22 protein-coding genes and 2 rRNA genes are annotated in these 26,407 nt (G+C 74.7%); 8 read left to right on the top strand and 16 right to left on the bottom strand.

From position 1 onward, the window contains the following. Positions 1–124: 124 nt before the first annotated feature. Both treY and treZ read left to right on the top strand, forming a co-directional pair. Entirely contained in the window at positions 125–2,590 is a 2,466-nt protein-coding gene (gene treY, locus ABD080_RS10210; RefSeq protein ID WP_377827328.1) for a malto-oligosyltrehalose synthase, read from the top strand. Then, positions 2,587–4,407: a malto-oligosyltrehalose trehalohydrolase gene (treZ, locus tag ABD080_RS10205; RefSeq protein WP_343904713.1), complete on the top strand. Its 1,821-nt coding sequence runs from the start codon at positions 2,587–2,589 to the stop codon at positions 4,405–4,407. The genes treY and treZ overlap by 4 nt, the downstream gene beginning before the upstream one ends. 30 nt (positions 4,408–4,437) lie before the next feature. On the opposite strand, the gene zapE is transcribed toward treZ, so the two are convergent. After that, positions 4,438–5,481 carry a cell division protein ZapE gene (gene zapE, locus ABD080_RS10200; protein ID WP_343904711.1) on the bottom strand — a complete coding sequence of 348 codons (1,044 nt, stop codon included), beginning with the start codon at positions 5,479–5,481 and terminating at the stop codon, positions 4,438–4,440. Positions 5,482–5,546: 65 nt separating this feature from the next. Here zapE and ABD080_RS10195 point away from each other — a divergent pair, with 65 nt between their 5' ends. Then, complete coding sequence (locus ABD080_RS10195) at positions 5,547–6,299, top strand: dihydrofolate reductase family protein (protein WP_343904709.1); 753 nt, start codon at positions 5,547–5,549, stop codon at positions 6,297–6,299. 25 nt (positions 6,300–6,324) lie between these two features. Here the strand turns inward: ABD080_RS10195 and ABD080_RS10190 are convergent, their stop codons facing one another. Then, entirely contained in the window at positions 6,325–7,680 is a 1,356-nt protein-coding gene (locus ABD080_RS10190) for an alpha/beta hydrolase family protein (RefSeq protein WP_343904707.1), read from the bottom strand. A 171-nt stretch (positions 7,681–7,851) separates the two neighbouring features. Between ABD080_RS10190 and msrB the strand changes: the two genes are divergently transcribed. The 4 genes from msrB to ABD080_RS10170 all read left to right on the top strand — a co-directional run bounded on the left by msrB (position 7,852) and on the right by ABD080_RS10170 (position 10,767). Next, positions 7,852–8,289: a peptide-methionine (R)-S-oxide reductase MsrB gene (msrB, locus tag ABD080_RS10185; RefSeq protein WP_259360102.1), complete on the top strand. Its 438-nt coding sequence runs from the start codon at positions 7,852–7,854 to the stop codon at positions 8,287–8,289. Between the two features lie 139 nt (positions 8,290–8,428). Beyond that, complete coding sequence (locus ABD080_RS10180) at positions 8,429–9,055, top strand: DUF3000 domain-containing protein (protein ID WP_343904703.1); 627 nt, start codon at positions 8,429–8,431, stop codon at positions 9,053–9,055. Beyond that, a complete protein-coding gene (locus ABD080_RS10175) occupies positions 9,055–10,314 on the top strand; it encodes an HRDC domain-containing protein (RefSeq protein ID WP_343904701.1) in 1,260 nt (419 codons plus the stop codon). The genes ABD080_RS10180 and ABD080_RS10175 overlap by 1 nt, the downstream gene beginning before the upstream one ends. A gap of 48 nt (positions 10,315–10,362) precedes the next feature. Continuing rightward, complete coding sequence (locus ABD080_RS10170; RefSeq protein ID WP_343904699.1) at positions 10,363–10,767, top strand: VOC family protein; 405 nt, start codon at positions 10,363–10,365, stop codon at positions 10,765–10,767. A 46-nt stretch (positions 10,768–10,813) separates the two neighbouring features. Here the strand turns inward: ABD080_RS10170 and ABD080_RS10165 are convergent, their stop codons facing one another. The 12 genes from ABD080_RS10165 to ABD080_RS10110 form a co-directional block, all read right to left on the bottom strand. After that, entirely contained in the window at positions 10,814–11,461 is a 648-nt protein-coding gene (locus ABD080_RS10165; protein ID WP_343904697.1) for an NUDIX domain-containing protein, read from the bottom strand. Beyond that, entirely contained in the window at positions 11,454–13,199 is a 1,746-nt protein-coding gene (gene pyrG, locus ABD080_RS10160) for a CTP synthase (RefSeq protein WP_343906076.1), read from the bottom strand. Before pyrG ends, ABD080_RS10165 begins: the two co-directional genes overlap by 8 nt. 65 nt (positions 13,200–13,264) lie before the next feature. Next, complete coding sequence (locus ABD080_RS10155) at positions 13,265–14,350, bottom strand: glycosyltransferase (RefSeq protein WP_343904696.1); 1,086 nt, start codon at positions 14,348–14,350, stop codon at positions 13,265–13,267. Then, the gene (gene murJ, locus ABD080_RS10150; RefSeq protein ID WP_343904695.1) at positions 14,347–16,128 is read right to left on the bottom strand and encodes a murein biosynthesis integral membrane protein MurJ; all 1,782 of its coding nucleotides are present in this window, start codon (positions 16,126–16,128) and stop codon (positions 14,347–14,349) included. Before murJ ends, ABD080_RS10155 begins: the two co-directional genes overlap by 4 nt. After that, a complete protein-coding gene (locus tag ABD080_RS10145) occupies positions 16,125–16,928 on the bottom strand; it encodes a hypothetical protein (protein ID WP_343904694.1) in 804 nt (267 codons plus the stop codon). The genes murJ and ABD080_RS10145 overlap by 4 nt, the downstream gene beginning before the upstream one ends. Beyond that, positions 16,925–17,965, bottom strand: a complete 1,041-nt coding sequence (locus ABD080_RS10140) for a copper transporter (protein WP_343904693.1) — start codon at positions 17,963–17,965, stop codon at positions 16,925–16,927. Before ABD080_RS10140 ends, ABD080_RS10145 begins: the two co-directional genes overlap by 4 nt. A 15-nt stretch (positions 17,966–17,980) precedes the next feature. Further along, entirely contained in the window at positions 17,981–19,150 is a 1,170-nt protein-coding gene (gene steA / locus ABD080_RS10135) for a putative cytokinetic ring protein SteA (protein WP_343904692.1), read from the bottom strand. After that, entirely contained in the window at positions 19,147–20,862 is a 1,716-nt protein-coding gene (recN, locus tag ABD080_RS10130; protein ID WP_343904691.1) for a DNA repair protein RecN, read from the bottom strand. Before recN ends, steA begins: the two co-directional genes overlap by 4 nt. Positions 20,863–20,875: 13 nt before the next feature. Next, complete coding sequence (locus tag ABD080_RS10125; RefSeq protein ID WP_259362595.1) at positions 20,876–21,820, bottom strand: NAD kinase; 945 nt, start codon at positions 21,818–21,820, stop codon at positions 20,876–20,878. Next, the gene (locus tag ABD080_RS10120) at positions 21,817–22,701 is read right to left on the bottom strand and encodes a TlyA family RNA methyltransferase (RefSeq protein WP_264451629.1); all 885 of its coding nucleotides are present in this window, start codon (positions 22,699–22,701) and stop codon (positions 21,817–21,819) included. Before ABD080_RS10120 ends, ABD080_RS10125 begins: the two co-directional genes overlap by 4 nt. After that, a complete protein-coding gene (locus tag ABD080_RS10115; RefSeq protein ID WP_264451628.1) occupies positions 22,698–23,720 on the bottom strand; it encodes an HAD-IIA family hydrolase in 1,023 nt (340 codons plus the stop codon). The genes ABD080_RS10120 and ABD080_RS10115 overlap by 4 nt, the downstream gene beginning before the upstream one ends. Then, positions 23,717–24,793: a hypothetical protein gene (locus ABD080_RS10110; RefSeq protein ID WP_264451627.1), complete on the bottom strand. Its 1,077-nt coding sequence runs from the start codon at positions 24,791–24,793 to the stop codon at positions 23,717–23,719. Before ABD080_RS10110 ends, ABD080_RS10115 begins: the two co-directional genes overlap by 4 nt. An 84-nt stretch (positions 24,794–24,877) precedes the next feature. On the opposite strand from ABD080_RS10110, the gene ABD080_RS10105 reads away from it, so the two are divergent. Next, positions 24,878–25,729 (top strand): hypothetical protein, encoded by an 852-nt coding sequence (locus ABD080_RS10105; RefSeq protein ID WP_264451626.1) that lies wholly within the window; start codon positions 24,878–24,880, stop codon positions 25,727–25,729. 332 nt (positions 25,730–26,061) lie between these two features. Here ABD080_RS10105 and rrf read toward each other — a convergent pair. Then, positions 26,062–26,178 (bottom strand): 5S ribosomal RNA (gene rrf, locus ABD080_RS10100). Positions 26,179–26,296: 118 nt separating this feature from the next. After that, positions 26,297–26,407 (bottom strand): 23S ribosomal RNA (locus tag ABD080_RS10095); the annotation flags it as partial.

The following is a 26,407-nucleotide window of genomic DNA, read 5'->3' as shown; positions in this document are numbered from 1 at the left end:
ACCGGGCCGGGGAGCCGCCGGACCATCGATCCCCGGGAGGCACATCGTGACCACCGCCCATCGCACCGGAGCCGTCCCCGCCGTGGACCGTCCGGCCCCGCCCACCTCGACCTACCGCCTCCAGATGCACGCGGGGTTCACGGCCGACGAGGCCGCCGCGCTCGTGCCCTATCTCGCGCGGCTCGGGGTGGGCCACGTGTTCTGCTCCCCCGTGCTGCAGGCCGCCCCCGGGTCGATGCACGGATACGACGTCGTCGACCACCGCCGGGTCTCGGAGGACATCGGCGGGGAGGAGGCGCTGCGCCGGCTCGCGGCCGCCGCCCACGACCACGGCATGGGACTGGTCGTCGACGTGGTCCCCAACCACATGGCGATCCCGACGCCGATCTGGCACAACCACGCCCTGTGGTCCGTGCTGCGGGACGGCCCCGCCTCCTCCTTCGCCGACTGGTTCGACCTCGACCCCGCCGGGCAGGGGATCCTCGTGCCCGTGCTCGGGCGGCCCATCGGCTCCGTGCTCGCCGACGGCGAGCTCTCCGTCGGCACCGCGATGATCCCCCGGGGCGACGGCACCGCCCGTGAGGAGCAGGTGCTGCACTACTTCGACCACGTCCTGCCGCTCGCCGCGGGCACCGAGCACCTGGGCCTCGCCGATCTCCTCGAGCGCCAGTGGTACCGCCTCGCGTACTGGAAGGTCGCGGACGACGAGCTGAACTACCGGCGCTTCTTCGACGTCGACACCCTCGCCGCGATCCGGGTCGAGCTGCCCGAGGTCTTCGAGGCCACGCACGCGACGCTGCTGCGGCTGCAGGGCGAGGGCGTGATCGACGGCTACCGCATCGACCACCCCGACGGCCTCGCGGACCCCCGCGGGTACCTGCGGGACCTCGAGGCGGCGAGCGGGGCCGCCTGGACGGTCGTGGAGAAGATCCTCGAGGGCGAGGAGACCCTGCCCGGGGACATGCCGTGCGACGGGACGACGGGCTACGACGCCCTGTGGCGGGTGGGCGGGCTGTTCCACGACCCGCGCGGGGCGCTCGGGCTCACCCAGCTCTGGCAGCGGATGACCGGCGACCAGCGCAGCTTCGACCAGGTCGCGGAGGAGTCGACCCGGCTCGTCGTGTCCACGAGCCTGTGGGCGGAGATCGAACGGCTCACCTCCCTCATCCACCGGATCTGCCAGGAGGACATCCGCCTGCGCGACACGACCCGGCGCAACCTCCAGAAGGTCGTCGTCGCGCTGCTGGGCTCGATGGACCGCTATCGCGCGTACATCGTGCCCGGGGAGCCTGCGCCGGGCGCCGAGCGGGCCGTGATCGAGCACGCCGCCGCGCGGGCACGGCTCGTGCTCGGGGACGACGAGGACGTCGTCGCGGCGCTCGAGCTCGTCGTCGCCCTGGTGTGCGGCGACGAGGTGGGCAGCGCGGGACGCACGGCGAGCGCCGACCGCGCCGAGGTGGTGGTGCGCTTCGCGCAGACCTGCGGGCCCGTCCACGCGAAGGCGCACGAGGACACCGCCTTCTACCGCTACCCGCGCTTCCTGCCCGTCACGGAGGTCGGCGCGGACCCGGACCGGATCGGGGTGGAGCCGGACGACCTCCACGACCACGCCCTGATGATGGTCCGCACCCGCCCGGACTCCATGACCACGCTGTCCACCCATGACACGAAGCGCAGCGAGGACGTGCGCGCGCGGCTCGCGGTGCTCACGGAGGCACCGCTCGACTGGGCCCTGACGGTGCAGGCGCTCGAGCAGGCGACCGCCGGTTCGCGCGGCGACCGGGTGGACGGCGCGATCGCGCTGCTGCTGTGGCAGGTGCTCGCGGCGTGCTGGGACCTGCCCGGGTCGGACGCGCCGCGGATCACCGAGGAGCGCCTCTCCGGCTACCTCGAGAAGGCGATGCGCGAGGCGAAGACCCGCACCAGCTGGACCGAGCCGGATCCCGGTTACGAGCAGGAGGTCCAGGACCTCGCACGGGCGGCGCTCGCCTCCCCCGAGGTGGACGCCGTCCTCACCGACTGGACCCGCCGGACCCTCCCCGCCCAGCGGGCCGCCATCCTGGGCCAGAAGCTCGTCCAGCTCACGATGCCGGGCGTGCCGGACGTCTACCAGGGCAACGAGACCGTGGACCTGTCCCTCGTGGATCCCGACAACCGTCGGCCCGTCGACCATGAGGCCCACGCGGCGCGGCTCGAGAGGATGATCGAGGGCGCCGGCGCCGACGGCGTCGGCGACGAGAAGCTCTGGCTCACGCACCGCGCGCTGGGCCTGCGCCGGGAGCGGCCGGAGCTCTTCGCCGGCCGCCACGCCGCCTACCGCCCGCTGCCGACCACCACCTCCCACGCGGTCGCCTTCGGCCGGGGCGTCGACGAGGGACCCCTCGAGGCGGTCACGGTCGCCACGCGCCTCGCGCACGGTCTCGCCCAGCGCGGAGGCTGGGGCGATGCGCGGCTCTCCCTGCCCGAGGGCCGCTGGCGGGATCTGCTCAGCGGTCGGTCGACGGACGGCGGCCTCGTGCCGCTGCGGGAGCTGCTCGAGGAGCTGCCCGTCGCCCTGCTGGTCCGCGAGACGGAGGGGGCGGGACGATGACCCGCACGCCGCCGCCCGTCTCCCACGAGCTCGCCGGGGGCCATGCGATCTGGGCGCCGTCGGCCGAGCACGTCGAGATCCGCCGCGACGGCGAGGTCTCGTCCCTGCGGCGGGACGAGCGGGGCTGGCACACGCTGCCGGGCTCCCCCGCCCGCCCCGGCGAGCGCTACGCCTTCCGGCTGGACGGGGACGGACCGTGGATCCCCGATCCGCGCTCGCTGTCCCAGCCCGACGGCGTCCACGGCGAGAGCGAGGTCGTCGACCTCGCCGCGCTCGGCGCCCTCGCCGCCGAGGGCTCTCCCTGGGAGGGGCGCCCGCTGCGGGGTCGTGTCCTGTACGAGCTGCACGTGGGGACCTTCACCCCCGGGCCGGACGGCCGCGGCGGGACCCTGGACTCCGCGATCGGGCGCCTGGACGAGCTCGTGGAGCTCGGGGTGGACGCGGTCGAGCTCATGCCGCTCGCGGCCTTCCCCGGTGACCGCGGCTGGGGCTACGACGGCGTGGGGCTCTACGCGGTGCACGCCGCCTACGGAGGCCCGGAGGCCCTCGCCCGCTTCGTCGCCGCCGCCCACCGGCGCGGCATCGCCGTGCTGCTCGACGTGGTGCTCAACCACCTGGGGCCCGCCGGGAACTACCTCGGCCTGCAGGGCCCCTACTTCACCGATCGCCACCACACGCCCTGGGGCGAGGCCGTGAACCTCGACCAGCCGGGGTCGCCGGAGGTCCGGGCGTTCCTGATCGGTGCCGCCCGCCAGTGGCTCGTGGGGATGGGCCTGGACGGACTGCGGCTGGACGCCGTGCACGAGCTCCACGACGACTCCGCGCTCCCCTTCCTCGCCGAGCTCGCGCTCGCCGTGGAGGGCTGGGAGCGCGAGACCGGACGTCCCCTGCTCCTGATCGCCGAGTCCGACCGCAACGACCCGGCGACCGTGAGCCCCGTCGCGAACGGCGGCCTCGGCATGGACATGCAGTGGGCGGACGACGTCCACCACGGCGTCCACGCCTGGATCACCGGGGAGCGGGAGGGCTACTACGGGGACTTCGGCTCCGCCGAGGTGCTCGCGACGGTCCTGACGAGGGTGTTCCTCCACGACGGCGGCTACTCGAGCTTCCGCGGACAGGACTGGGGCGCGCCCGTCGACCCGGCCTCGACGGACTACGACGCCCACTCCTTCGTCACCTTCCTCCAGGACCACGACCAGGTGGGCAACCGCGCCGCCGGGGACCGCGTCCATCACGGCCTGGACCCCCGGCGCCATGCCGCGGCGGCCGCGCTGATCCTCCTGGGACCGGGCACCCCGATGCTCTTCCAGGGTGAGGAGTGGGCCGCCTCGACCCCCTTCGCCTATGTCACCGACCACGACGAGGAGCTGGGGCGGCTCGTCACCGCGGGCCGCACCGAGGAGTTCTCGCGGATGGGCTGGGCGGAGGAGGTCCCCGACCCTCAGGACCGCGCGACCTTCACCGCCTCGATCCTGCGCTGGGAGGAGCGCTCCCGGGACGAGCACGCACGGATGCTCGTCTGGTACCGCACGCTGATCGGCCTGCGTCGCGACCTGCCCGCCCTGCGCGACCCCGATCTGCGGGAGACGGGCGTCGAGGTGCTCGCCGAGGAGACGGTGCTCCTGCGACGGGGCGACGTCGCCGTGCTCGCCCATCGGGGTGAGGGCAGTGCGGTGCTCCCCGTCGCTGGCGAGGTGCTCGCCCGCTTCGGCGCGCCGCTCCGTGAGGCCGACGGGGCCGACGTCGGAGGGGCCGGCGGCGTCGGTGTGACGGGGCTCGACGGCCCGGGCGTCCTCGTGGTGCGCGCCGTCTGACCCGCCGACTCCCCGGGTCCCGGGTCCGGCTCAGCGCGCCGTGGGCTCCTCGGCGAGGGCGAGGCCGTCGTGGGCGAGCGAGGCGAGCCTCGAGAGCGAGCGGTAGTACTTCTTGCGGTAGCCGCTGCGCAGCAGCTCCTCGGTGAACAGGGTCGGCACCACGGCGGCGTCGTCCTCCGCGGAGAGCAGCATCGGCACCTCCCGGTCGTAGAGCCGGTCCACGAGGACGACGAAGCGCAGCGCGTGGTGGTGGTGGGTGAGCACGTGCAGCCCGGTCACGTGCGCCGCGGTCACCTCGTCGATGAGGGCGCCGTAGCGGGAGGGGTGCAGGGTCGCGAGGTGGTCGAGCAGGTCGTCGAAGGAGTCGAGGGTCGCGCCCTCCCGGGCCGCGGCATGCTCGCGCACCTGATCGGTCGGGAGCGCCGCGATCTCCCGGATCCCGTCCCGGCGCCGGTAGTCCTCGCCGTCGATGCGCAAGACGTCGAACCGCTCGGACATGGAGCGGATCTCGCGCAGGAAGTCCTGGGCGGCGAAGCGTCCCTCGCCGAGCGCCTCCGGCAGGGTGTTCGAGGTCGCCGCGACGGCGACGCCCCGGTCGGAGAGCTCACGGATCAGGCGGGTCATGAGCAGCGTGTCGCCGGGGTCGTCGAGCTCGAACTCGTCGATGCACACCAGGACGCTCTCGCCCAGCAGGTCCACGGCCCGCTGGAAGCCGAGCGCCCCCACGAGGTCCGTGTACTCGACGAAGGTCCCGTAGACCCGCTTGCCGGGCACCGCATGGAACAGCGAGGTCAGCAGGTGGGTCTTGCCCACGCCGAAGCCGCCGTCGAGGTAGATGCCGCGCGCCTCGGTGCTCTGCCGGCGCAGCCGTGAGAGCAGGCCGGCCTTCCGCGGGCGGGAGAGCTCCGCGGCGAAGGCCGTGATCCGCTCCTTGGCCTGCTGCTGGGAGGGGTGCTCGGGGTCCGGGCGATAGGTCTCCAGACGCGCCTGCGCGAACCGGGGCGGCGGCACCAGGTCCGCGAGGAGGCGGTCCAGGGTGGGCTCGGGGCGGCGGTCGGCGAGGGCGGCGGTCACGCGGGCCAGTGTAGGGGCGCGCGGGACCTGACCCGGTCCACGGGGAGGTGCGGGATGATCGGGGCATGAGCTCCCTGCAGCTGGTCCGGCGCGACGGCGCCCTCCTCCCCCGCCCCCTCCGGATCGACGACGACGCCGACGGGGCGCTCGCGCTCGCCGAGCTGTATGCGCCGCCCGCCGGCCGCACGAGCGTGCGGGCCATGATGAACACGACGATCGACGGCTCCGTGACCGGTGCCGACGGCACGAGCGGCACCCTGCGCAATCCCGACGACTCGCTCGTCTTCGGCGTGCTGCGCGCCCTCGCGGACGTCGTGCTCGTGGGCGCGGGGACCGTGCGGGCCGAGGACTACACGCACCCGGCCGAGGACGAGCACCTCACCGGCGGGGACCACCGACCGGGCGGTGGGCGCACCCCCCTGCTCGCCGTGCTCTCCACGACCGGCGAGCTGCCGGAGGGTCTGGACCAGCACTGGCCGCTGCTGCTGCTCACCCCGTCGACGGGACTCGACGCCGCCCGGGAGCGGTCGGGGCTGCCGGCCGAGCAGGTGCTCGCCGCCGCCGGCGCGGTCGAGGCGCTCGACGTGCTCGCCGGGCGCGGGCTCCTCGCGATCCAGGCGGAGGGCGGGCCCGGCACCCTGGGCACGCTCGCCGCCGCGGGACGGCTCGACGAGCTGTGCTTCTCGATCACGGCGCGCACGGTGGGCGGGAGCTCCCCGCACGTGATCGACGGGGCGCCTCGCGATCAGCGCTGGGCGCTGGACTCGCTGCTGCTCGGCGAGGAGGCGATGATCCCGCGCTGGCGGCGACGGGACTGATCGGGCTCCCGCCTCCCGGGGCCGCTCAGACCCGCGTGCCGACCGACTGCGGCAGCGGCGGCGAGGCGGGGTCCCGCAGCGGGAGCTCGAGCGCGCCGACGTCGACCCCGAGATCGAGCGTGTCCACGAGGAACTCGGCGAGGATCCGCTCCCAGCGGCCCGGGTCCCGGTTCCACTCGCGGGTGTGGGACGCGCCCTCGAAGGGCTCGAAGCGCACGAGGTCCGGGAGCAGCGCGGCGAGCCGCCGGCTGGGGGCGGGCGGCACCGTCGCATCGTCCAGAGCGTGGAAGAGCAGCGTGGGATGGCGCAGGGTGCGGCCGTAGAAGTCGGGGGTCATCTCGGCGAGCGCGAGCGGCTCGTGGAGGCGCACGATGCGCGCGCCCCGGTTCGAGGTCATCATCCACAGCGCGAGCCGGCGCATGGGGCGCGGGGCCTTGAGCGCCGTCGCGTGGTAGATGAGGATGTCCTGCCAGTCCACGGCCGGGGAGTCGAGCACGAGCGCGGCGATCGCGTCGCGGTGCGCGGAGCGCACGGAGGTGCGCAGGACGATGCCGCCGCCCATCGAGAAGCCCATGAGCACGATGCGCCGGGCACCGTTCGCGAGCGCGTACTCGATCGCCGCCTCGGTGTCCTCCCACTCGTCCGAGCCGAGGTGGTACATGCTGTCGGCGGAGGCCGGGCCGCCGGCGTCGTTGCGGTAGGTGATCGCGAGCGTCGTGAGCCCCAGGCGGTGCAGGAGCGGGATGCTGCGCAGCGACTCCCCGCGCGTCGATCCGTGCCCGTGCACGAAGATCGCCCAGGTGTCCGCGTTGCCCGGGGCGGAGCCCGCCGCCTCGTCCGGCCGCACCAGCCACGCCGGCATGTACCCGACCGGCGAGTCGACCTGGACGTCCTCGGTGGGCAGGCCGTGGGCCGTCCACGGGGTGCCGGCCCAGAAGAAGCCGTTGACGTTGGTGCGCGCGACCTGGAGCGGGGCGCCCGTGTCCCTCGCCAGCACGGGACGGGCGACGGTGCGCGGCGTCGGGCGGCCCTCCACGGGGCCCAGCCGGAGGTGCACGCCGCCCCCGCCCTGGCGCAGGGCGAGGTACCCGGCCCGGCGCGACTCCGAGGACTCGTCGAGGTGGACGCGGTCCGGGAAGACGGCGCGGACCGCGAGATCGGGCCGCTGGCGGATCCCCATCTGGGGCACGAGCGGGAGCCGCGCCATGACCCGGGCGCCGAGGGCGAGCAGCCCGGCGCTGAGGGCGAAGGCCCCGGCGGCGCCGACCCCTCCGACCACGGCCGCGTCCGCCCAGCGGATGTGCGGGAGCAGGGAGGTGCGGCGCTCCTGGATGTCCTGCTCGCGGTGGCGGAGGGTGGTCCCGGAGGTGTCGCGGCTCATGCCCAGCAGTCTAGACATCGGCCTAGGATCGAGTCAGGGCGCCCGCTGGGAGCGATCGGCCCCGACCTGCACGTCCTCGATCTCGTGCGCACGGCCGGTCCCGCTCCCCCGGAGCCGCCCCACGGCGCTCCCACCGCCCGCCGCGACCGCTCCCGCAGATCGGAGGACCCCGTGTCCCACCAGCCCATCGGATCCCGTCCCTATCCCGTGGCCATCAGCCAGGAGGAGTGGCGCGAGCGCCTCGACCCCGCCGCCTACCAGGTGCTGCGCGAGGGCGCCACGGAGCGCCCCTTCACGGGCGAGTACGAGGAGGTCCGCGAGGCCGGCACCTACGCCTGCCGCGCCTGCGGCGCCGAGCTGTTCACCGCCGAGACCCAGTTCGACGCGCACTGCGGATGGCCCGCCTTCTACGCCCCCGCGGACTCCGACGCCGTCGAGCTCCTCGAGGACACGTCGCTGGGCATGCGGCGCGTGGAGGTGCGCTGCGCCCGCTGCGGCTCGCACCTGGGCCACGTCTTCGAGGGCGAGGGCTTCCCCACCCCCACGGACGAGCGGTACTGCATCAACTCGGTGAGCCTCGTCCACTCCGACGACGCCGCCGGGGCCTGAGCCGGAGCGGCGCCGGGCCCCGCCTCCGCGCCGACACCGGCGCTGCTCCCGTGACCGCGAGCGGGACCGCGGGAGCCGGTTCCCCGGCGGGCGGCGCGCCTGCGCCGTGCGCCCGGTGCGTCCGGATACGCTCCCACGCGTGTCCGTGCATCGATTCCGTCCCGGCGACGACGCCTTCCGCTCCGCCGTCGCGGCGATGACCGCCACCGCGTTGCGCCCCGAGCTGGAATGGCGGGAGATCCCCGCCCCCTCTCGCATGGCGCCCTCCGCATGGGCGGCGACCGCGGAGATCGTGGTCCACGACGAGGAGCTCGCGAGCGGGCGCCTGGTCATCCTCCACGACCCCGAGGGCCAGGAGGCCTGGGACGGCACGGTGCGCATGGTCGCGCTGGTGCAGGCGCAGCTCGAGCCCGAGTTCGCGATCGAGTCGATGCTCGGCGACGTCGCCTGGTCCTGGGTCACCGAGTCCCTCGAGCTGCACGGCGCCGAGTCCCGCGAGCTGGGCTGCACGGCGACCCGCGTGGTCTCCCAGTCCTACGGCTCCCTCGCCTCGCGCCCCTCGACGGTCGACGTCGAGATGCGCGTCTCGTGGACCCCCGCCGGCGAGGACCTCGCCCCGCACTTCGACGCCTGGACCGCGATGCTCGCCGCCGCGGGGGGCCTGCCGCCCGCCCCGGCGCGCGTCGCACCGATCGCCCCGAGCCACCGGGCGCGTGCACCGCGCTCCCCCGGCTCCCCCAGCACCGCCCCCTCCCCAGGAGAATGATGACCGGTCCCGTCCGCGACCAGACCACCCCGGACCCCGCGGCCGAGGACGCCGAGCGCCCCGCCCCGACCCCGCTCACCGCGCCGCGCGACGGCCTCGTGCCCGTCATCGACCGGATCCAGCCGCTCCTGGCCTGGTGCGAGGCCGCGGCGAGCGCCCCCGACGAGCCCGTCGCGGTCGACGCCGAGCGCGCCTCGAGCTACCGCTACAGCTCACGCGCCTATCTCGTCCAGCTGCGCACCGAGGCCGGGGGCACGGCGCTCATCGACCCCCTCGCCTTCACGATGCCCTCGACCCTCCCCACGCTCCTCGCGGAGCGCGAATGGGTCCTCCACGCGGCCGGCCAGGACCTCCCGAGCCTCGCCGAGCTGGGCCTGCGTCCCGGCTCCCTCTTCGACACCGAGCTCGCCGCCCGCCTGCTGGGCATGGAGCGCGTGGGCCTGGGCGCGGTCGTCGAGGACACCCTCGGCCTCTCGCTGGCCAAGGAGCACTCCGCCGCGGACTGGTCCAAGCGTCCGCTCCCGGAGAGCTGGCTCGTCTACGCGGCGCTCGACGTCGAGGTCCTCGTCGAGGTGCGGGACGTGCTCGCGGCACGACTGCGCGAGGCGGGCAAGGAGCAGTGGGCCCGCGAGGAGTTCGCCCACGAGGCGGCCCGGGAGCAGGGTCCCACCCGCTCCTCGAGCTGGCGGGGCCTGCACGGCATCGGTGGGCTGCGCTCGACCAAGCAGCTCGCAGCGGCGCGCGCCATGTGGGAGCGTCGCGACGAGATCGCCTCCCGCGAGGACCTCTCCCCGCACCGGGTCATCAAGGACCGCGACATCGTCGCGGCGGCCAAGGAGTCCCCTCGCGGCCGTGAGGCCTTCGACCGCTCGCTGCCGGCGCCCCTGCGCAAGAAGGACACCTGGTGGAAGGCGGCCCGCTCGGGCCTCGACCTCCCCGCCGCGCACCTGCCCGACCGCTCCGAGGCGTCCTATCCCCCGCCCCACAAGCTGTGGTCGAAGAAGCACCCCGAGGTCTGGGAGCGGTACCAGCTGCTGCGCACGGCCGTCGGCGAGCGGGCGGAGGAGCTGCACGTGCCCACCGAGAACCTCCTCCAGCCGGGCGTGCTGCGCTCCTGGACCTGGGAGCACGAGACCCCGGGCGACGTCGCCCAAGTCGAGGAGGAGCTGCTCGCCCTCGGCGCGCGGCCCTGGCAGGTCGAGCAGACCGCGTCGGTGATCCGAGGGGCGCTCGTCGAGCAAGCCGAGACGGGCCGATGAGGCTGCCCCGTCCTTGACGGCCCGGCCCGCCCGGCGTGGGATGGGGCGATGGACGAGACCCCGCCACCCCTCTCCTCGCGACCGCACCTCAGCGGCTGGATCGGGACCGTGCTGAGCGCCCCGCAGGCGCAGCCGCTCGCGCACTTCTACCGGGACCTGCTCGGATGGCCTCTGCACGCCGACACCCCGGACTGGTGCACCATGCAGGTCCCCGGAGCCCCGGCGAACCTCGCCTTCCAGAGCGAGGAGCACTATGCGCCGCCGAGGTGGCCCGCCGGGCCCGGCGAGCCCCACATGATGATGCACCTCGACATCGGTGCTCGTGACGTGGCGACGGCCGTCGCGGCGGCGCAGGAGCTCGGCGCACGGCTCGCGGAGTTCCAGCCGCAGGAGGACGTGCACGTCATGCTCGACCCCGCCGGGCACCCGTTCTGCCTCTACGAGGACCGCTGAGGCCGGGAGGCGCTTCCGGCGGTCGCCCTCCGCCCGCCGCGGCGGCTCAGTCGCGCCCGGGTCGGGCCATGAAAGGGGCGTCGGCCGGGCGGAGGGCGGCGCCCGTCGTCCGGGCCGCCTGCAGCGCGAGCAGCGCCGAGACGGTCGTGCCGTTCGTGATGCGGCCCTCGAGCACGGCGGTGACCGCCTCCGCGAGCGGCACCCAGCGCGTGACGATCTCCGCCTCCTCGTGGGTGCGCTCGTACTCCTGGTCGCTCGCCCGGACGCCGTCGGCGAGGTAGACCCGGATGACCTCGTCGTTCCCGCCGGGGCTGGGGCGCAGGTCCACCAGGGTGGAGAGGGACAGCGGCTCGGTGCCAGTCTCCTCGGCGAGCTCGCGGGCGGCCGCCAGATGCGGCGCCTCGCCGTCGAGGTCGAGCAGGCCGGCCGGGATCTCCCAGAGCTCGTGGCCCACGGGGTGGCGGTACTGACGGATCATCAGGACACGGTCGGCGTCGTCGACCGCGAGCACGGCGACGGCACCGGTGTGCCACACGTACTCGCGGTCGAAGCGGACGCCCGGTGCGAAGTCGATCGTGTCGCGCACCAGGTCCCAGACCATGCCGTCGTGCAGCAGGGTGCGCTCGGCGACGGGTCGGGGGGAGGGCAGGTCCCGCAGCTCCTGCGGGACCTGCCCCTCGTGCTGGTCAGGCATCCTCGGCGTCCGCGGCGGCGTCGTCGATCTCGACGACCGGGTCCACCTCGACCGGGTCGACCTCGAGCAGACGGGTGGCCTTCTGGGCGTCGATCGCGGCGCCGACGAGACCCGCGAACAGCGGGTGCGCCGTGGTGGGACGGGACTTCAGCTCCGGATGGGCCTGCGTGCCGATGTAGTACGGGTGCTCCTCGACGGGCAGCTCCACGAACTCCACGAGCGAGCGGTCCGCGGAGACGCCGGAGATCCGCAGCCCGGCCTTCTCGATCTCCTCGCGGAAGCCGTTGTTGACCTCGTAGCGGTGGCGGTGGCGCTCGGCGACCCGGGTGGAGCCGTAGACGGTCGCCGCGAGCGACCCCTCGGTGAGCTGGTGGTCGTAGGAGCCCAGGCGCATCGTGCCGCCCAGGTCACCCTCGCCGGAGACGATGTCCTGCTGCTCCGCCATCGTCGCGATGACCGGGTGGGCGGTCGTCGGGTCGAACTCGGAGGAGTGGGCGTCGGCCCAGCCGAGCTCCGTGCGGGCGTACTCGATGACCATGCACTGCATGCCGAGGCACAGGCCCAGGGCGGGGATGCCGTGGGTGCGGGCGTGGCGCAGGGCGCCGACCTTCCCGTCGACGCCGCGCACGCCGAAGCCGCCGGGGACGACGATCGCGTCGACGCCCTTGAGCGCCGCGGCGGCGCCCTCGGCGGTCGCGCAGGAATCGGACTCGACCCAGCGGATCGCGACCTTGGCGCTGTGGTGGAAGCCGCCGGCGCGGACCGCCTCGGTCACCGAGAGGTAGGCGTCGGGGAGGTCGACGTACTTGCCCACGAGCGCCACCTCGACGGTGTGCACCGGGTGGTGGACGCGCTGGAGCAGGGAGTCCCACTGCGACCAGTCCACGTCGTGGCTGAGCAGGTCGAGTCGACGGATCGCGTAGGCGTCCAGGCCCTCGTCGTGGATGACGTGGGGGATGTCGTAGATCGAGGGGGCGTCCGCGCAGGTGACGACCGCGTCGATGTCGACGTCGCACATGGAGGAGATCTTCGCCTTGACCGAGGTGGGCAGCTGGCGGTCCGCGCGCAGCACGATCGCGTCGGGCTGGATGCCGATCGAGCGCAGCGCGGCGACGGAGTGCTGGGTGGGCTTGGTCTTCAGCTCCTGGGAGGGGCCGATGAAGGGCACGAGCGAGACGTGCACGAAGAACACGTTCTCGCGGCCCAGGTCCTGGCGCACCTGGCGGGCGGCCTCGAGGAACGGCTGGGACTCGATGTCGCCGACGGTGCCGCCGATCTCGGTGATGATGACGTCCACGCCCTCACCGGCCTGGGCGCGCATCGACTCCTTGATCGCGTTCGTGATGTGCGGGATGACCTGGACGGTGTCGCCGAGGTACTCGCCGCGACGCTCCTTGGCGATGACGTTCGAGTAGACCTGGCCCGTAGTCACGTTCGCGTCCGCGCCGAGGTTCTCGTCGAGGAAGCGCTCGTAGTGGCCGATGTCGAGATCGGTCTCCGCGCCGTCCTCGGTCACGAAGACCTCGCCGTGCTGGAACGGGTTCATGGTGCCCGGGTCCACGTTGAGGTACGGGTCGAGCTTCTGCATCTTCACCGCGAGGCCGCGGGAGCGCAGGAGCATGCCGAGCGAGGAGGCCGTCAGGCCCTTCCCGAGGCTGGAGACGACACCCCCGGTCACGAAGATGTGCTTGGAGGTGCCGGGATTCCGGAACGGCTTCGTCGAGGCGCTCTGGCCGATCCTGGGGATCGGTCCGGTACCGGTTCGGGGGGTGTTCACGCTGGTATCTGCCACGGACTGTCAACCTACCATCGGGGATCGCGGGGGGCCAGGACGTCGAGGAGCTGGTCGGTCATGTCACGTGCTCCGGGGAGGGAGCGGGCCCGCTGTCGCGAGGCCTGCTCCCGGTGGCGGCGGACCGCCGGGTCGAGATGCTCCAGGATCGCAGATGCGAGGGCGGGAGCGTCGCCCACGGGCACGAGTGTCGCGGCCTCCTGCGTCACCCAGCGGGTCCCGCCCGCATCCGTCGCGATGATCGCGCGGCCGGCGCGGAGGGCCTCCTGGAGCGCGACCGGCTGTCCCTCCCAGCGCGCCGCGGAGACCACGAGGTCCGCGCGGGAGAGCAGCGCGGGGACGTCCTCGCGTCGTCCCAGCAGCTCCACCGGCAGACGCTCCGCGGCGATCCGCTCGGCGAGCGCCTGCCGCAGCGGCCCGTCCCCGGCGATGCCGACGCGCACCCTGCCCCGGGACACCAGGTCCCGTTCGAGCACCGCGACGGCGTCCAGGAGGTCCGGGAGCCCCTTCTGCGGGGCGAGGCGGGCGATGACGAGCACGTCGAGCGGTCGGCCGGCGTCAGCAGGGTCAGCAGGACCCGCCGGATCGACAGGATCGGAGGAACCCGACGGGCCTGCGGGAGCCGGGACGACGGCGTGGAGCACCTCGCTCGCCCCCGCGCGGGCCGCCTGCTCGGCGAGGTCCGGGGAGACGGCGAGGACGACGTCGGCGCGGCTCGTGAGGATCCGCAGCAGGACCGCCCCCACGGCGCGCACGGCCGTGCCGCCGACGGTGCGATTGTGCAGGGTCACGACGAGCCGCACCGGTGCCGCGCCGCTGGCCGGTCCCAGGGAGCGCACGGCGAGCGCCGCGAGGGCGCCGGCCCGCAGCCCGTGCGCGTGCACGGCGATCGGCCCGGTCGCGCGCAGGGCGGCCGTCTCCCGGCGCAGCACACGCAGGGCGGCCGCGTCGGCGCGCGGTGAGGGACGCTCCCCGATCACCGCCGCCGAGGCACGGACCCCGACCCCGGCCCCCTCGAGCGCGGCGTGCTCCTGGTCCACGTGCGCGGCGAGCCCGCCGCTCGCCCGCGGGCGCACGAGCAGCACCCGGAGGCTCATGCGGAGGGGTCCTCGGCGCTGCGCTCCCCCGCGCCCGTCGCCGTCGCCCCGGGCAGTTCCTCGCCGCCGCGGCGTCGCAGGCGGCGCATCACGGAGCGGGCGAGCAGCGGATCCCCCAGGGCGAGCAGCGGGGCCGCGACCAGGGCGGAGACCAGCGCGGCGAGCACCCCCGAAGCGACCGTCCCGATCGTCCCCGTGCCCGCCGTGACGAGCGCCTTGGAGACCAGGAGGCCGGGCACCGAGGCGACGACCATCGCGAGCGGTGCGACGATCGCCATCCGGCGCAGCTGCGGGATCTGGCCGCCGGGGGCGACGAGGTCGCTCACCCGCCCCAGCCCCACGAGGGCGGAGAGCGCCATGCCGCCGGCGATCGAGAGGCCGAAGGCCGTGGCGGCCATGGCGCTCGTGCGCCCCGGGGAGGGCAGCACGAGGATCACGATGAGGAGCGCCGCGACCACCCAGCCCGCGGAGCCCACGAGGAGCGCGTCGCGGGCGCGCAGCGCGGCCGAGAGCACGCGCGTGCACTGGGTCGCCACGGCGAAGCCGGGCAGGCCCAGGGCGAGGGCCGCCGTCGCGGAGCCGACGCCGCCGGCGCCGGCGCGGTCCACGAGCCGGAAGAACTGCTCGAGCGCGGGGGCGGCGGCGATGAGGGCCGCGGCGCCGAGCACCGAAGCGGCGATGACGGAGCGGAGCCCGGCGGTCGTGGCGCGGGCGAAGCCGATCGTGTCCCCCACCAGGCGCAGCTCCGACAGCTGCGGGAACCCGGCGGTGACCAGCGGCACCACGAGGATCGCGAAGGGCAGCAGGTACAGCGCCTGGGCGTACTGGAAGACGGGCAGCGTCCCCGTGCCGCCGGCGCGCATCGCGAGCACCATCACGAGCGCGATGACCGCCTGCTGGGCGCCCACGGCCCCGAGACCGGCGGCCCCGAGCCGCAGGGCGCGGCGTCCCGTCCCCTCGGGCATGCGCAGCGTGGGGCGCAGGCGCAGCCCCGAGCGGCGGGCGGCCACGGCGACCGGGAGAGCCATGGCGGCGACCCCGGCCGTCGTCCCCCAGCCGAGCCAGGCGACGGCACCCGAGGAGATCGTGGTGGAGGTCGCGACGGCGGGGACCAGCAGCGCGTAGACCCGGTAGGCGCCCATCACCACGAGCGAGGAGATGAGCGGCATCATCGCCGGCCAGAAGAACCGCCGCCGCGCCTGCAGGTAGGCGCCGAGCACCACGGCGACCGCGTACAGCGGCAGCTGCACCGAGAAGATCCGCAGCAGTCGCGCCCCGAGCGCCACACCGGAGGCGCCGGTGCCGTCGGCCGCGAGCAGGTAGCCCGCGATGGGGCTCGCGAACAGGGAGACGGCGACGGCGACCGGGACGGTCAGCAGCAGCGCCCAGCCCAGCAGCGCGGAGATGATCGAGTCCGCCCGCCGGGCGCCGTCGGCCCGCTCCGCGGCGACGTCGCCGCCCTCCGCGGCGGCAGGTCGGTCCCGCTCGGGGACCAGACCCGCGACGAGCGGCACGACGACGGCGGCGAGTGCTCCGCCCGCGACGACCTCGAAGAGCACATTGGGCAGGAGGTTCGCGGTCGAGTACGCGGTGCCCACGTCCCCGGCGCCGACGCTCGCCCCGAAGACGAGGTAGCGCACGAAGCCGGCGACGCGCGCGGCGAGGGTGACCACGAGGATGATCCCCGCACCGCGCAGGACCGTCCGGCCGAGGGACGCCGCACCGGGACCGACGCTCCTCGAGGGCTCGGCCGCGTGCGGCGCAGGCGCGGCGCTCATCGCGTCCCCTCGTCGACCGGCAGCGGGCGGCGCCCCCAGCGGTCGATCCTGCGCAGCGCCGCGGTCCGGTCGATGACCGCGCTGAAGCTGACCTTCTCGCTCGCCGCGGTGAGCGCGACGATCCCTGCGAGCAGGGCCGCTCGGGCCGGGACGGGGAGGCGGCGGGCGGCGGCGGTCCCCGTGGCGGCGCCGAGGGCGTTGGCCCCCGCGTCGCCGAGCATGCCGCGCTCCCCCAGGTCCGCCGGCAGCGCGGTGAGCCCCGGCAGCAGCGCGGCGAGGGCCAGCGCGGCGCCGCTGCTCTCACGGGCCTCCCGCGCCTCACCGGCGCGCACGGGCACGGCCGCCAGCAGCACGGCGGCGGGGAGCACCGCCTTGAGCGCCCGTCCCGGGCGGAGGTCCAGCAGGTTGACGAGGTTCGCGGATCCCGCGGCGATGCCCGCGTCGACGATCAGCCCCACCGGCCGGCGAGGCCCCGGTGCGAGCAGCGCCCCGATGCCGGCGACCACGGGGATGCCGATCGCCTTCGCGGCGCCCGTGGTGACGCGGCCGCGGCGCAGCGCCCCGAGATGGCCGCGCAGCCCCTTCTCGACGGGCAGCCCGGCACGGCGGCGTCGCGGCTCGATGAGGTCGTCGGCGAGGCCGAGCGCTCCGATGGCGCCGATCACGGCGGCGTCCGCGCGGCCCGCGCGGAGGGAGAGCAGGGTCGTCGCACCGACGACGGCCGCGCCCTCGGCGAGGGTCACGGTGCGGCCGGCGTAGTTCGTGCGCTCGAGCTCCGTGCGGAGCGCTCCCCCGGTCATCCCGCTCCCCCGCCGTCGGAGGCGCCGGTGCCCGTGCCGAGCCCCTGCGTCTCCGGGATCTGCGGCAGGCGCGCGTCGGCGTCGGTCGTGGTGCCGTAGGCGCCGGATCCGCCGCGGGTCTGCTCGACCAGGGCGAGGACGGCGAGGACCGGACCGTCGGCCTCCTGGAGCCGGTCGGTCGTCGAGAGCGTCGTGAAGCGGGAGTCGCCGCGCACGGTGCGCAGGATGCCGGTGGAGGCGTCGTTCGCGGGGGTGACGGCGGCGACGACGGCCGGGACGTCGTCCTCGACCAGCCGGGCCAGCAGGGCCGACTGCGCGGCGAGCTGCCCCTGCGCGCGCTCGGTCGCGGTGGTCTCGTCGTCCGCCTCGACGGTGAACTCGGCGGGGTCCGCGCTCGCGTAGACGACGGCGTCGACCGTGCCCGGGACGCCGTCGGCGAGGGTCACCAGCTGGTGGTCCTGGAGCACCTGCCAGAGCTGCTCGCGCTGCGTGTCGGTGAGCCCTGCGGGGTCGTCGGCGGAGAGCAGCGTGACCACGAGGGTCGCGAGCTGCTCCGAGGAGGTCGGCGCGGTCGCGTCGCCCGCGCCCTGGCTGATCAGCGCCCCGGGGGCGATCTTCTCGACGTCCGCGACGGCCTCGTCCCGGGCGTCGCCCTCGGCGGGGTCCCAGAGCGTCGAGCCGAGGGCGACCGGGGAGGTCGTCCCGGCGCCCGCGTCCTCGAGCAGCGTGCCGAGCGCCGCGACGGAGCTGCGGGTGGAGTCGTCGTCGGTGATGACGGCGACGTCCTGGCCGGCGAGGGCGCCGGAGACGATCTGGGGTCCCACACCGCTGATGAACGAGGCGAGCTGGTCGTTGCTCGCCTCGAGCTCGTCGACCTGGCCGCGCAGGGTGTCCTGCTCGGTGCGGAGCTGCTCGACCTGCCCGGAGAGCTGGTCCCCGAGGGTGTCGCGCAGCGGTCCCGCCCCCAGCACGATCCCCACCGCGAGGGCGAGGAACACGGAGATCAGCGAGACGAGGTGATATCGGAAGTCGATCACGGGATCGGTTCCCTCCTACGGCCCGGCGGGCCGGGGCTCGAACAGCAGGGTGAAGGCGGACAGCAGGCCGTCCAGGCGGGCGCCGACGATCTGGAACAGCGCCTGGCCCCCCTCGGTGGACCAGAGGGCGGCGCCCAGGGCGACGAGGCCCGCGAGGGCGAGCAGCACGAGCTGCAGGGTGGAGATGCGCTGGCGGTACAGCCGGGAGACGCCCTTCGCGTCGACCAGCTTGGACCCGATCCGCAGCCGGGTGAGGAAGGTGGAGCTCATCCCGGCGCGTCCCTTGTCCAGGAACTCCTCGAGGGTGCCGTGGGTGCCGACGGCGACGATCACGCTCGCGCCCTTCTCGTCGGCCATGAGCATGGCGATGTCCTCGCTCGTGCCGGAGGCGGCGAACACGACCGCGCGGTCCTCGAGGCCGAGCTCGCTCAGCCGCTCGAGGCCGGGTGCGCGGCCGTCGCGGTAGGCGTGGACGACGAGCTCCGCCCCGGAGCGCAGGGCCCGGTCGGAGACCGAGTCCATGTCGCCGATGATCATGTCGGGGCGCAGGCCGCTGTCGAGGACCGCGTCGGCGCCGCCGTCGACCCCGATGAGCACGGGCCGGTTCTCCCGGATGAAGGGTCGGAGGGTCGCGAGGTCCTCCTTGTAGTGGTAGCCGCGCACCACGATCAGCACCGAGCGGCCGTGCAGGGGGGTGCGCACGTCCGGGGCGCCCACGCCGTCCAGCAGCAGGTCCCGCTCGCGGAGCATGTACTCCATCGTGTTCTCGGCGAACAGCTCGAGCTGCTCGGAGAGCCCCTCGCGGGCGGCCTCCTGGGCGGCGGCGACGGTCGCGTCGTCCTGGGCCTCGCCGTGGAGGACCACCTCGCCGTCCCGATGCACGGCACCGTGCTCGATCGTGATCGCGTCGCCGTCCCGGAGGGTCTCGAAGAGGGCGGGGCCGACGGCGTCGACGAGCACGATCCCCGCCTCGACGAGGATCCGCGGACCGGCGTTGGGGTAGCGGCCCGAGGTGGAGGCGGCTGCGTTGATCACCGCGGCGGGCCGACGCTCGACGAGGGCCTCGGCGGCGACGCGGTCGATGTCCTCGTGGTCGATGACGGCGATGTCGCCGGCCTCGAGGCGCTGGGTGAGGTCCTTGGTGCGGCGGCCGAGCCTCGCGGTGCCGGAGACGGCGGGGCTCATCGGGCTCCCGCCCGGGCGTCGTCGAGCAGCTCCTCGGCGTGGGCGAGCGCGAGGTCGGAGTGGTCGTCGCCCGCGAGCATGCGGGCGAGCTCGCGGATCCGCTCGGCCCGGTCGAGGACCTCGACGGTCGAGCTGGTGGCGCCCTCCGCGGAGGACTTCACGATCTGCAGGTGGGTGCTCGCGTGCGCCGCGACCTGCGGGAGGTGGGTGACGACGATGACCTGGGCGTGACGGGCGAGCTGCTGGAGGCGCTGGCCGACGGCGAGCGCGGCCCGGCCGCCGATCCCGGCGTCGATCTCGTCGAAGACGAAGACGGGAGCGGCGGTGCGGTCCTCGCGCGAGGAGGCGAGGGCCACCTCGAGGGCGAGCATGACGCGGGAGAGCTCGCCGCCGGAGGCCGCGCTGCCCACGGGGCGGGGCGTCGCTCCGGGGTGCGGGGCGAGCAGGATCGCGACGGCGTCGCGGCCGTGGGAGCGATGTGCCTGGGCGGTCACCTCGACCGTGAGGGCGGCGTCCGGCATCTCGAGGAGTCGCAGCTCCTCCTGGACGGCGGCGGAGAGCTCCGCCGCGGCGGTCGTGCGCGCAGCGGTCAGCTCCGTGGCGGCGTCGTCGAGCTCGTCCTCGAGCCGGGTGAGCCGCTCGGAGAGCGAGGCGCGCTCGGACTCGGCGCCCTCGAAGCGGTCGAGATCCACGGCGGCGGTGCGGGACGTCTCCAGCAGGGCGGTGACGTCCTCGGCGGGGCCGTCGGGGCCCGGGAGGAGGGCGCCGAGGTCCCGCACGAGGGCGGTGAGCTCGGCGAGCCGCTCGTTCGCGGCGTCGACCCGCCCGGGGGACGCGTCGATCCCCTCCGCGTACAGGGACAGCTCCGAGGCGAGGTCGGAGATCTCGATGCGGAGCGCGTCGAGGCGCTCGAGCATCGGCTCGAGCGTCCGGTCGGTGCGGGCGGCGCGTCCCACGGCCTCCGCGGCGATGTCGACGAGGGCGCCTGCCGAGGGCCCGTCGTCGCCGACGAGGGCGTCGGCGGCGGTCGCGCCGGCCCCGCGCAGCTCCTCGGCGCTCCCGAGCCGCTCGAGCTCGGCGCGCAGCTCGTCGTCCTCCCCCGGCTGCGGGTCGGTCCCCTCGATCCGCTCGAGGGCCTCCTGGAGCCGGGCGCCGCGGCGCTCGCGGTCCGCGAGCAGCTCGTCGAGCTCGGTGAGGCGGGAACGGGCGGCGGAGCGCTCGGCCCAGGCGGAGCGGTGGCGCTCGAGCAGCGGCCCGAGCGTGCCGGACGCGAAGCGGTCCAGCGCCTCGCGCTGCGCATCGGGGTCGCGGAGACGCTGCTGGTCGGACTGGCCGTGGACGGTCACGGCGCTGCCCACGAGATCGGCGAGGGTGCCGATGGGGACGGGGACCCCGCCGAGCTGCGCGCGGGAGCGGCCGTCGCGGGTCACGCGGCGCACCACGAGGACCTCGCCGTCCTCGTCCTCGGCGCCGAGCTCGTCGAGCGCCGCCGCGAGGCGCTCGTGGCCGGCGAGGGCGAGTGTCCCGTCGACGGTCGAGGCGACCTCGGTGCGGCCGCGGTCGAGCCGGGCGCCGAGCAGCATGGTGAGACCGGTGACGATCATCGTCTTGCCGGCGCCGGTCTCACCGGTGAGGGCGGTGAAGCCGGGACCGAACTCGAGGGTGGCGTCGTCGATCACGCCGATGTGGCGGATGCGGAGGGTGGACAGCACGCGGCGACCCCGGTCAGACCTGCCGGCCCACGCGGCCGCGCCAGCCCACGACGGGGAGCTGGAACTTCTCCACGAGGCGGTCGGCGAAGGGGGTGTTCTTCAGGCGCACCAGACGCACGGAGCGCGGGGAGAGCCGCCCCTCGATGCGCATCCCCGCGTGGATGTCGACCACCCGGCGGCCGTCGAGGGTGAGCACGCCCTCGTCGCGGTTGTCGATCGTCATCTCGATCGCGGCCTCGGAGGAGCGGCCCAGCACGAGCGGGCGCGCGAACAGGGCGTGGGCGGCGAGCGGGACGAGCAGGAAGGCGTCCACCTCGGGCCAGACGATCGGGCCCCCCGCGCTGAACCCGTAGGCGGTGGAGCCGGTGGGGCTGGACAGGAGCACGCCGTCGCAGCCGAAGGAGGAGACGGGGCGGCCGTCGATCTCGATGACCACGTAGATCATCTTCTGGCGGTCCGCCTTCTCGAGGCTCGCGTCGTTCAGCGCCCAGTCGGTGTGAAGGACGTGGTCGGCGGAGTCCCGCACGACGATGTCGAGCGTCGCGCGCTCCTCGATCTCGTAGTCCACGTCGAGGAGCCGGCGCACGGTCGTGGAGAGCTCCGCGACCTCGCTCTCGGCGAGGAAGCCGACGTGACCGAGGTTCACGCCGTGCACGGGGACCCCCGCCTCGCGCACCACCTCGAGTGCGCGCAGGATGGTCCCGTCGCCGCCGAGGACGATCCCGAGCTCGACCATGTCCGCCGCGGTGACGGCGTCGACGACGTCGACCTCCTCGGAGTCGAGGATGTCGAGCAGGGTCGGCGGCAGCGCGCTCGCGGGAGCGGAGCGGATCTCGTCGTACTGCTCGTCGATGATCACGGCGCGGACCCCGCGGTTGCCGAGCTCGGCGAGGACGGTGAGCATCGCGGTGAGCGCGGAGGCGCGCCCGGAGTGCACGTAGAGGAGGAACCGTCTCATGCTCGTGGATCCTCCTGGGTGTGCTGCGGGGGCTGATGGCCGGCCGCGCCCCGGGGACCACGGCTCCTCGCGGAGCGGTCCTCACCGTGCACGGCGTCCCCGATCATGTCATAGGCCTCGGCGTCGAGCCCGCAGGTCGCGCCGGTGCGGCGCAGGTGCAGGAAGTACTCGCGGTTGCCGTCCTGGCCGGGCAGGGCGCTCGTGCGGGCGGCGAGCGGCCGCAGCCCCGCGAGCGCGGCCTCACGGGCCACACCGAGCACGGCCTCTTCGCGCGCGGCGGGATCGGTGACCACGCCCGTCCGCGGGAGCGCCTCCCGCCCCACCTCGAACTGCGGCTTCACCATGAGCAGCAGGTCGCCGCCCTCGCGGACCGCCCCGGCGAGGGCGGCGACGACGGTGCGCAGGGAGATGAAGGAGAGATCCGCGACCACCAGGTCGACCTCCCCGCCGATCACGCCCGGTGTGAGGTCGCGGACGCTCGTCCCGTCCATGACGATCACGCGGTCATCCGCGCGCACGTGGTCGGCGAGCTGGTCGTGGCCGATGTCCACGGCGACCACGGTCGCGGCCCCGCGCCGCAGCAACACGTCGCTGAAGCCGCCGGTGGAGGCCCCGGCGTCGAGGCAGCGCAGGCCGGCGGGATCCACCCCGGACCCCTCGAGCGCATGGAGCAGCTTGTGGGCGGCGCGCGAGGCGTACTCGACGCCGTCGGGCACGTCGACCACGGTCAGCTCGGCACCGGCGGGCACCTGCTGGGAGACCTTGGTCGCCGGCGTCCCGCCGATCCGCGCGCGCCCCTCCTCGACGATGCGCCGGGCGTGGGTGCGGGAGCGGGCGAGGCCGGCCGCGAGCAGCGCCCGGTCCAGCCGCTCCCCGCTCACCGCGGGATCGGGCCGAGGGCGGTCCCCCGCGCGTCCAGCAGGCGGCCCGTCCAGGCGCGGTCGGCGGAGTGCACGGCCAGCAGGGCGAGCACGGCACGCTGCAGGCCGTCGTCGGCGATGTCGCCGTGCTCCAGTCGGATGTCTCCCTGCTCCGTCCAGGTCGCGCCGACCGCGCCGCAGCGGGCACGGTCACCCTCGACGACGGGCAGGGCGAACGGGGCGCCGAGGCGCTCGAGGTCCGGCAGCACGTGGGTGGGCCGACGCACCGGATCGGCCCGGAGGGCGTCCTCGAGACCGTCGACGCCGGTGAGCACGAGCAGCGCGTCGACGCCCGCCCGGTTCGCGCCCTCGATGTCGGTGTCCAGACGGTCGCCGATCACGAGCGGCCGACGCGCGCCGACCTGCTGCGCGGCGACGGTGAACATGCCCGGCTCGGGCTTGCCGGCGACGAGCGGCTCCGCACCGGTCGCATGGCGGAGCGCCGCGACGAGCGAGCCGTTGCCCGGGGCGAGGCCGCGCTCCGTGGGGAGGGTCGCGTCGACGTTGGTGGCCATCCAGACGGCCCCGCGGCGGATCGCGTAGGCACCCTCGGCGAGGCGGGACCAGCCGAGGTCCGGGCTCCAGCCCTGGATGACGGCGGCGACGTCCTCGCGGTCCTCCTCCACGGGGACCATGCCCGCGGCCTCGACCTCGGCCGCGAGGCTCGGGCCGCCGACGACCAGGACCATCGCGCCGGCGGGGACACGATCGGAGAGCAGACGTGCGGCCACCTGGGGAGAGGTCACGAACTCCTCGGCCCGGGCGGGGATGCCGACCACGCCGAGGTGGTCGGCGGCCTGCTGGGGGGTGCGGGAGGCGTTGTTCGTCGCGAAGGCGACGGGATGACCCGCGGCGCGCACGGCCTCGACGGCGTCCCCGGCGTGGGGGATCTGGCGCGCACCGTGCATGAGGGTGCCGTCGAGGTCGAAGAGGAAGGCGTCGTACTGCTCGAGCAGGGAGAGGTCCGGCCTGCGGATCACCGGGCCCCCTCTGCCTGCTCGGCCTGCTCCGACTCGACCTCGGGGCTCGCCTCCGGCTCGACCTCGGAGTTCGTCTCCGACGCGGCCTCGGGGCTCGTCTCCGACGCAGCCTCGGGCGACGTCGAGGCGTCGCCGTCGACGGACGCCGCGGTCTCCGGGTCGGTCCCGCCCTCCGGATCGTCGTCGGCCCCGGGCTCGTCGATCACGTCGATGTCGGAGTCGGACTCGTCGGCAGCGTCGGCGCCGTGGGACACGTCCTCATCGATGCCCTCGGGCTCGACGGCATCCGCGCCGGCCTCAGCGGGCTCCTCGTCCTCCGCCTCGGCGCGCTCCCGCTCCTCGGCCTCCGTGTCATAGGCGTCGAGGACGGAGATCTGCTCGTCGTCCTCCCAGGAGGGCTCGGGGGCGACCTCCGGGGCCGGACGGCCCAGCCGCTCCCCCGCATCGGTCAGCCCCTCCGTATCCGCATCGGCGGCGAGGACGAGCCAGCGGTGGGCCTCGTCCCCGCGGCCCGCGAGCTCGAGGAGATCCGCGTAGGCGACCCAGAGCCGCACCTGCCAGCGACCGTTGACCTTGTGGCGCAGCGCGGGGATGTCGAGCGTGCGCAGGGCCGTCTCGACGTCACCGGTGTCCGCGTAGGCCCCGGCCACGACGATCATCAGCTCGATGGACGCATCGACTCCGAGCCCGGCGGCCTCGTCCGAGGCGGCGATGTCGAGGGCCCGCTCGGGGCGGCCCTGGCCGCGCTCCGCGTCCGCGATCATCGGCAGCACATCGGTGCGGCCGGTGATGCGCAGCGAGGTGCGGAGCTCGCGCACGGCCGTGCTGTAGTCGCCAGCCCGGTAGGCGAGGATGCCGTTCATCTCGCGGACGACGCCGACGCGCCCGCCCAGACGGGCGGCGAAGCGGGCGTGCTCCTGCGAGACCTCAGGCGCGACCTCCTCGAGCGCGAAGGCGGCGACGAGGTGCTGGGAGACGCGCTCTGCGGTCTCCTTGCTCAGGCCGCGAAGCTCACCGCGGATCTCCTTGTCGAGCTCCGCGCCGGTGATGCCTGCGGGGATCTCCGGCTCCACGGGCCGCTGCGCACGCGCCTCCTGCCCCGGGCGGGACGAGCGCGAGCCGCCACCGGACCAGGTTCCACGGTCATCCCGGGGGCCGTGCCCGTCACGGGACGGACGCCGGCCGCGATCGTCGTCGCGGCGGGCTCCACGGTCCTCCCAGGAGCCCCGGCGATCGTCACCGCGGCGCGACGGACGGTCATCACGGGACGGGCGACCATCGTCGTCGCGCCACGGGCCCCGCTCGCCGCGCCGCTGCTGCGGTCCTCGACGGTCGTCGTCCCGACGGGGACGATCGCTCCCACGGAAGGGACGGTCGCCATCGCGACGCGGACGGTCGTTGCTGCGGAAGGACCGCTCCCCGTCACGACGGGGGCGGTCGCCGCTGTGGGACGGACGGTCACCATCACGACGCGGACGGCCGCTCCCGTTGAAGGATCGGTCGCCGTCGCGGCGCGGACGGTCGTCACCGCGGTAGGGGCGATCGCCGTCCCTGCGCGGACGGTCGTCACTGCGGTAGCGGCGATCGCCATCGCGACGCGGACGGTCGTCACTGCGGTAGGGGCGATCGCCGTCCCTGCGCGGACGGTCGCCGTTCCCATAGGAACGAGCACCGTCACGGTTGGGACGATCCCCGCCACGGAACGGACGGTCCTCCTCCCGACGCGGTCGATCGGTGCCGCGGTACCCGCGGCCGGAGTCGCGGCGGTCCTGGCCCCCGGGACGACGCCCGCGATCCCCCTCGCGGCGCTGCTGATCCCGGGCTCCCTGCGACGAACCGCGGGCCTCCCGGCGCTGCTCGCCGTCCCCGCGGTCGCTTTCATTCCTGCTGTGCTCAGCCACGCGACCGTCCCTCTTCAGTTGATGATTCCGCGCCCCCACTGTAGGGGACCCCGGAGACCCGACGCGTGGGTAACCCCGCCTCCCGTGACTGCTCTCACCAGGGTGTGACGGGCCGTGACGACGCCGGTCACAGCCCTTCGCCGAAGGAAGGGTGCAGGGTCGCACGGCCCCCAACGGCACCCACCACGGTCCTGTCATCAGGATCCACGGGCCCCGATGGCCCGCACCTCCGAAGGCGGACACGCGAGCGCGATCCGTACCGGATCGGCGGAGTGGACTGCGCGCTCAAGAACGGGGAGCGCACAGCCGGGGGCGCCGCGAACGAGCGGGCGGGCGTCTGAGCCGGCCCTGGAAAAGGGCATGAAAAAAGGGAAGGGCGGGGACGGCGAGACACTCTCCCGAGTGTCCCAGCGACGTCCTCCACCCTTCCCGATGAAGATGTCCGGCGGCGACCTACTCTCCCACACCCTCCCGAGTGCAGTACCATCGGCGCAATCGAGCTTAGCTTCCGGGTTCGGAATGGAACCGGGCGTTTCCTCGATGCTATGACCGCCGTAACACGGCGAGACCAACCAGCCCTGACCAACCACACCCCCACCCAGGGGGACGCGATGGCAGGAGTTGCTTCTCCAGAACCACACAGTGGACGCGAACACCAGCAAACAAAAACTTTGTGTTGAAAAGTCATCGGCCATTAGTACCAGTCAGCTCCACACATTGCTGTGCTTCCACATCTGGCCTATCAACCCAGTCATCTACTGGGGGCCTCTCACCCACAAGGGGCAC

Origin of the sequence: Brachybacterium rhamnosum (assembly GCF_039526185.1) — a bacterium.
GTDB lineage: Bacteria > Actinomycetota > Actinomycetes > Actinomycetales > Dermabacteraceae > Brachybacterium > Brachybacterium rhamnosum.
This window is presented reverse-complemented; position numbering and strand designations above follow the sequence as displayed.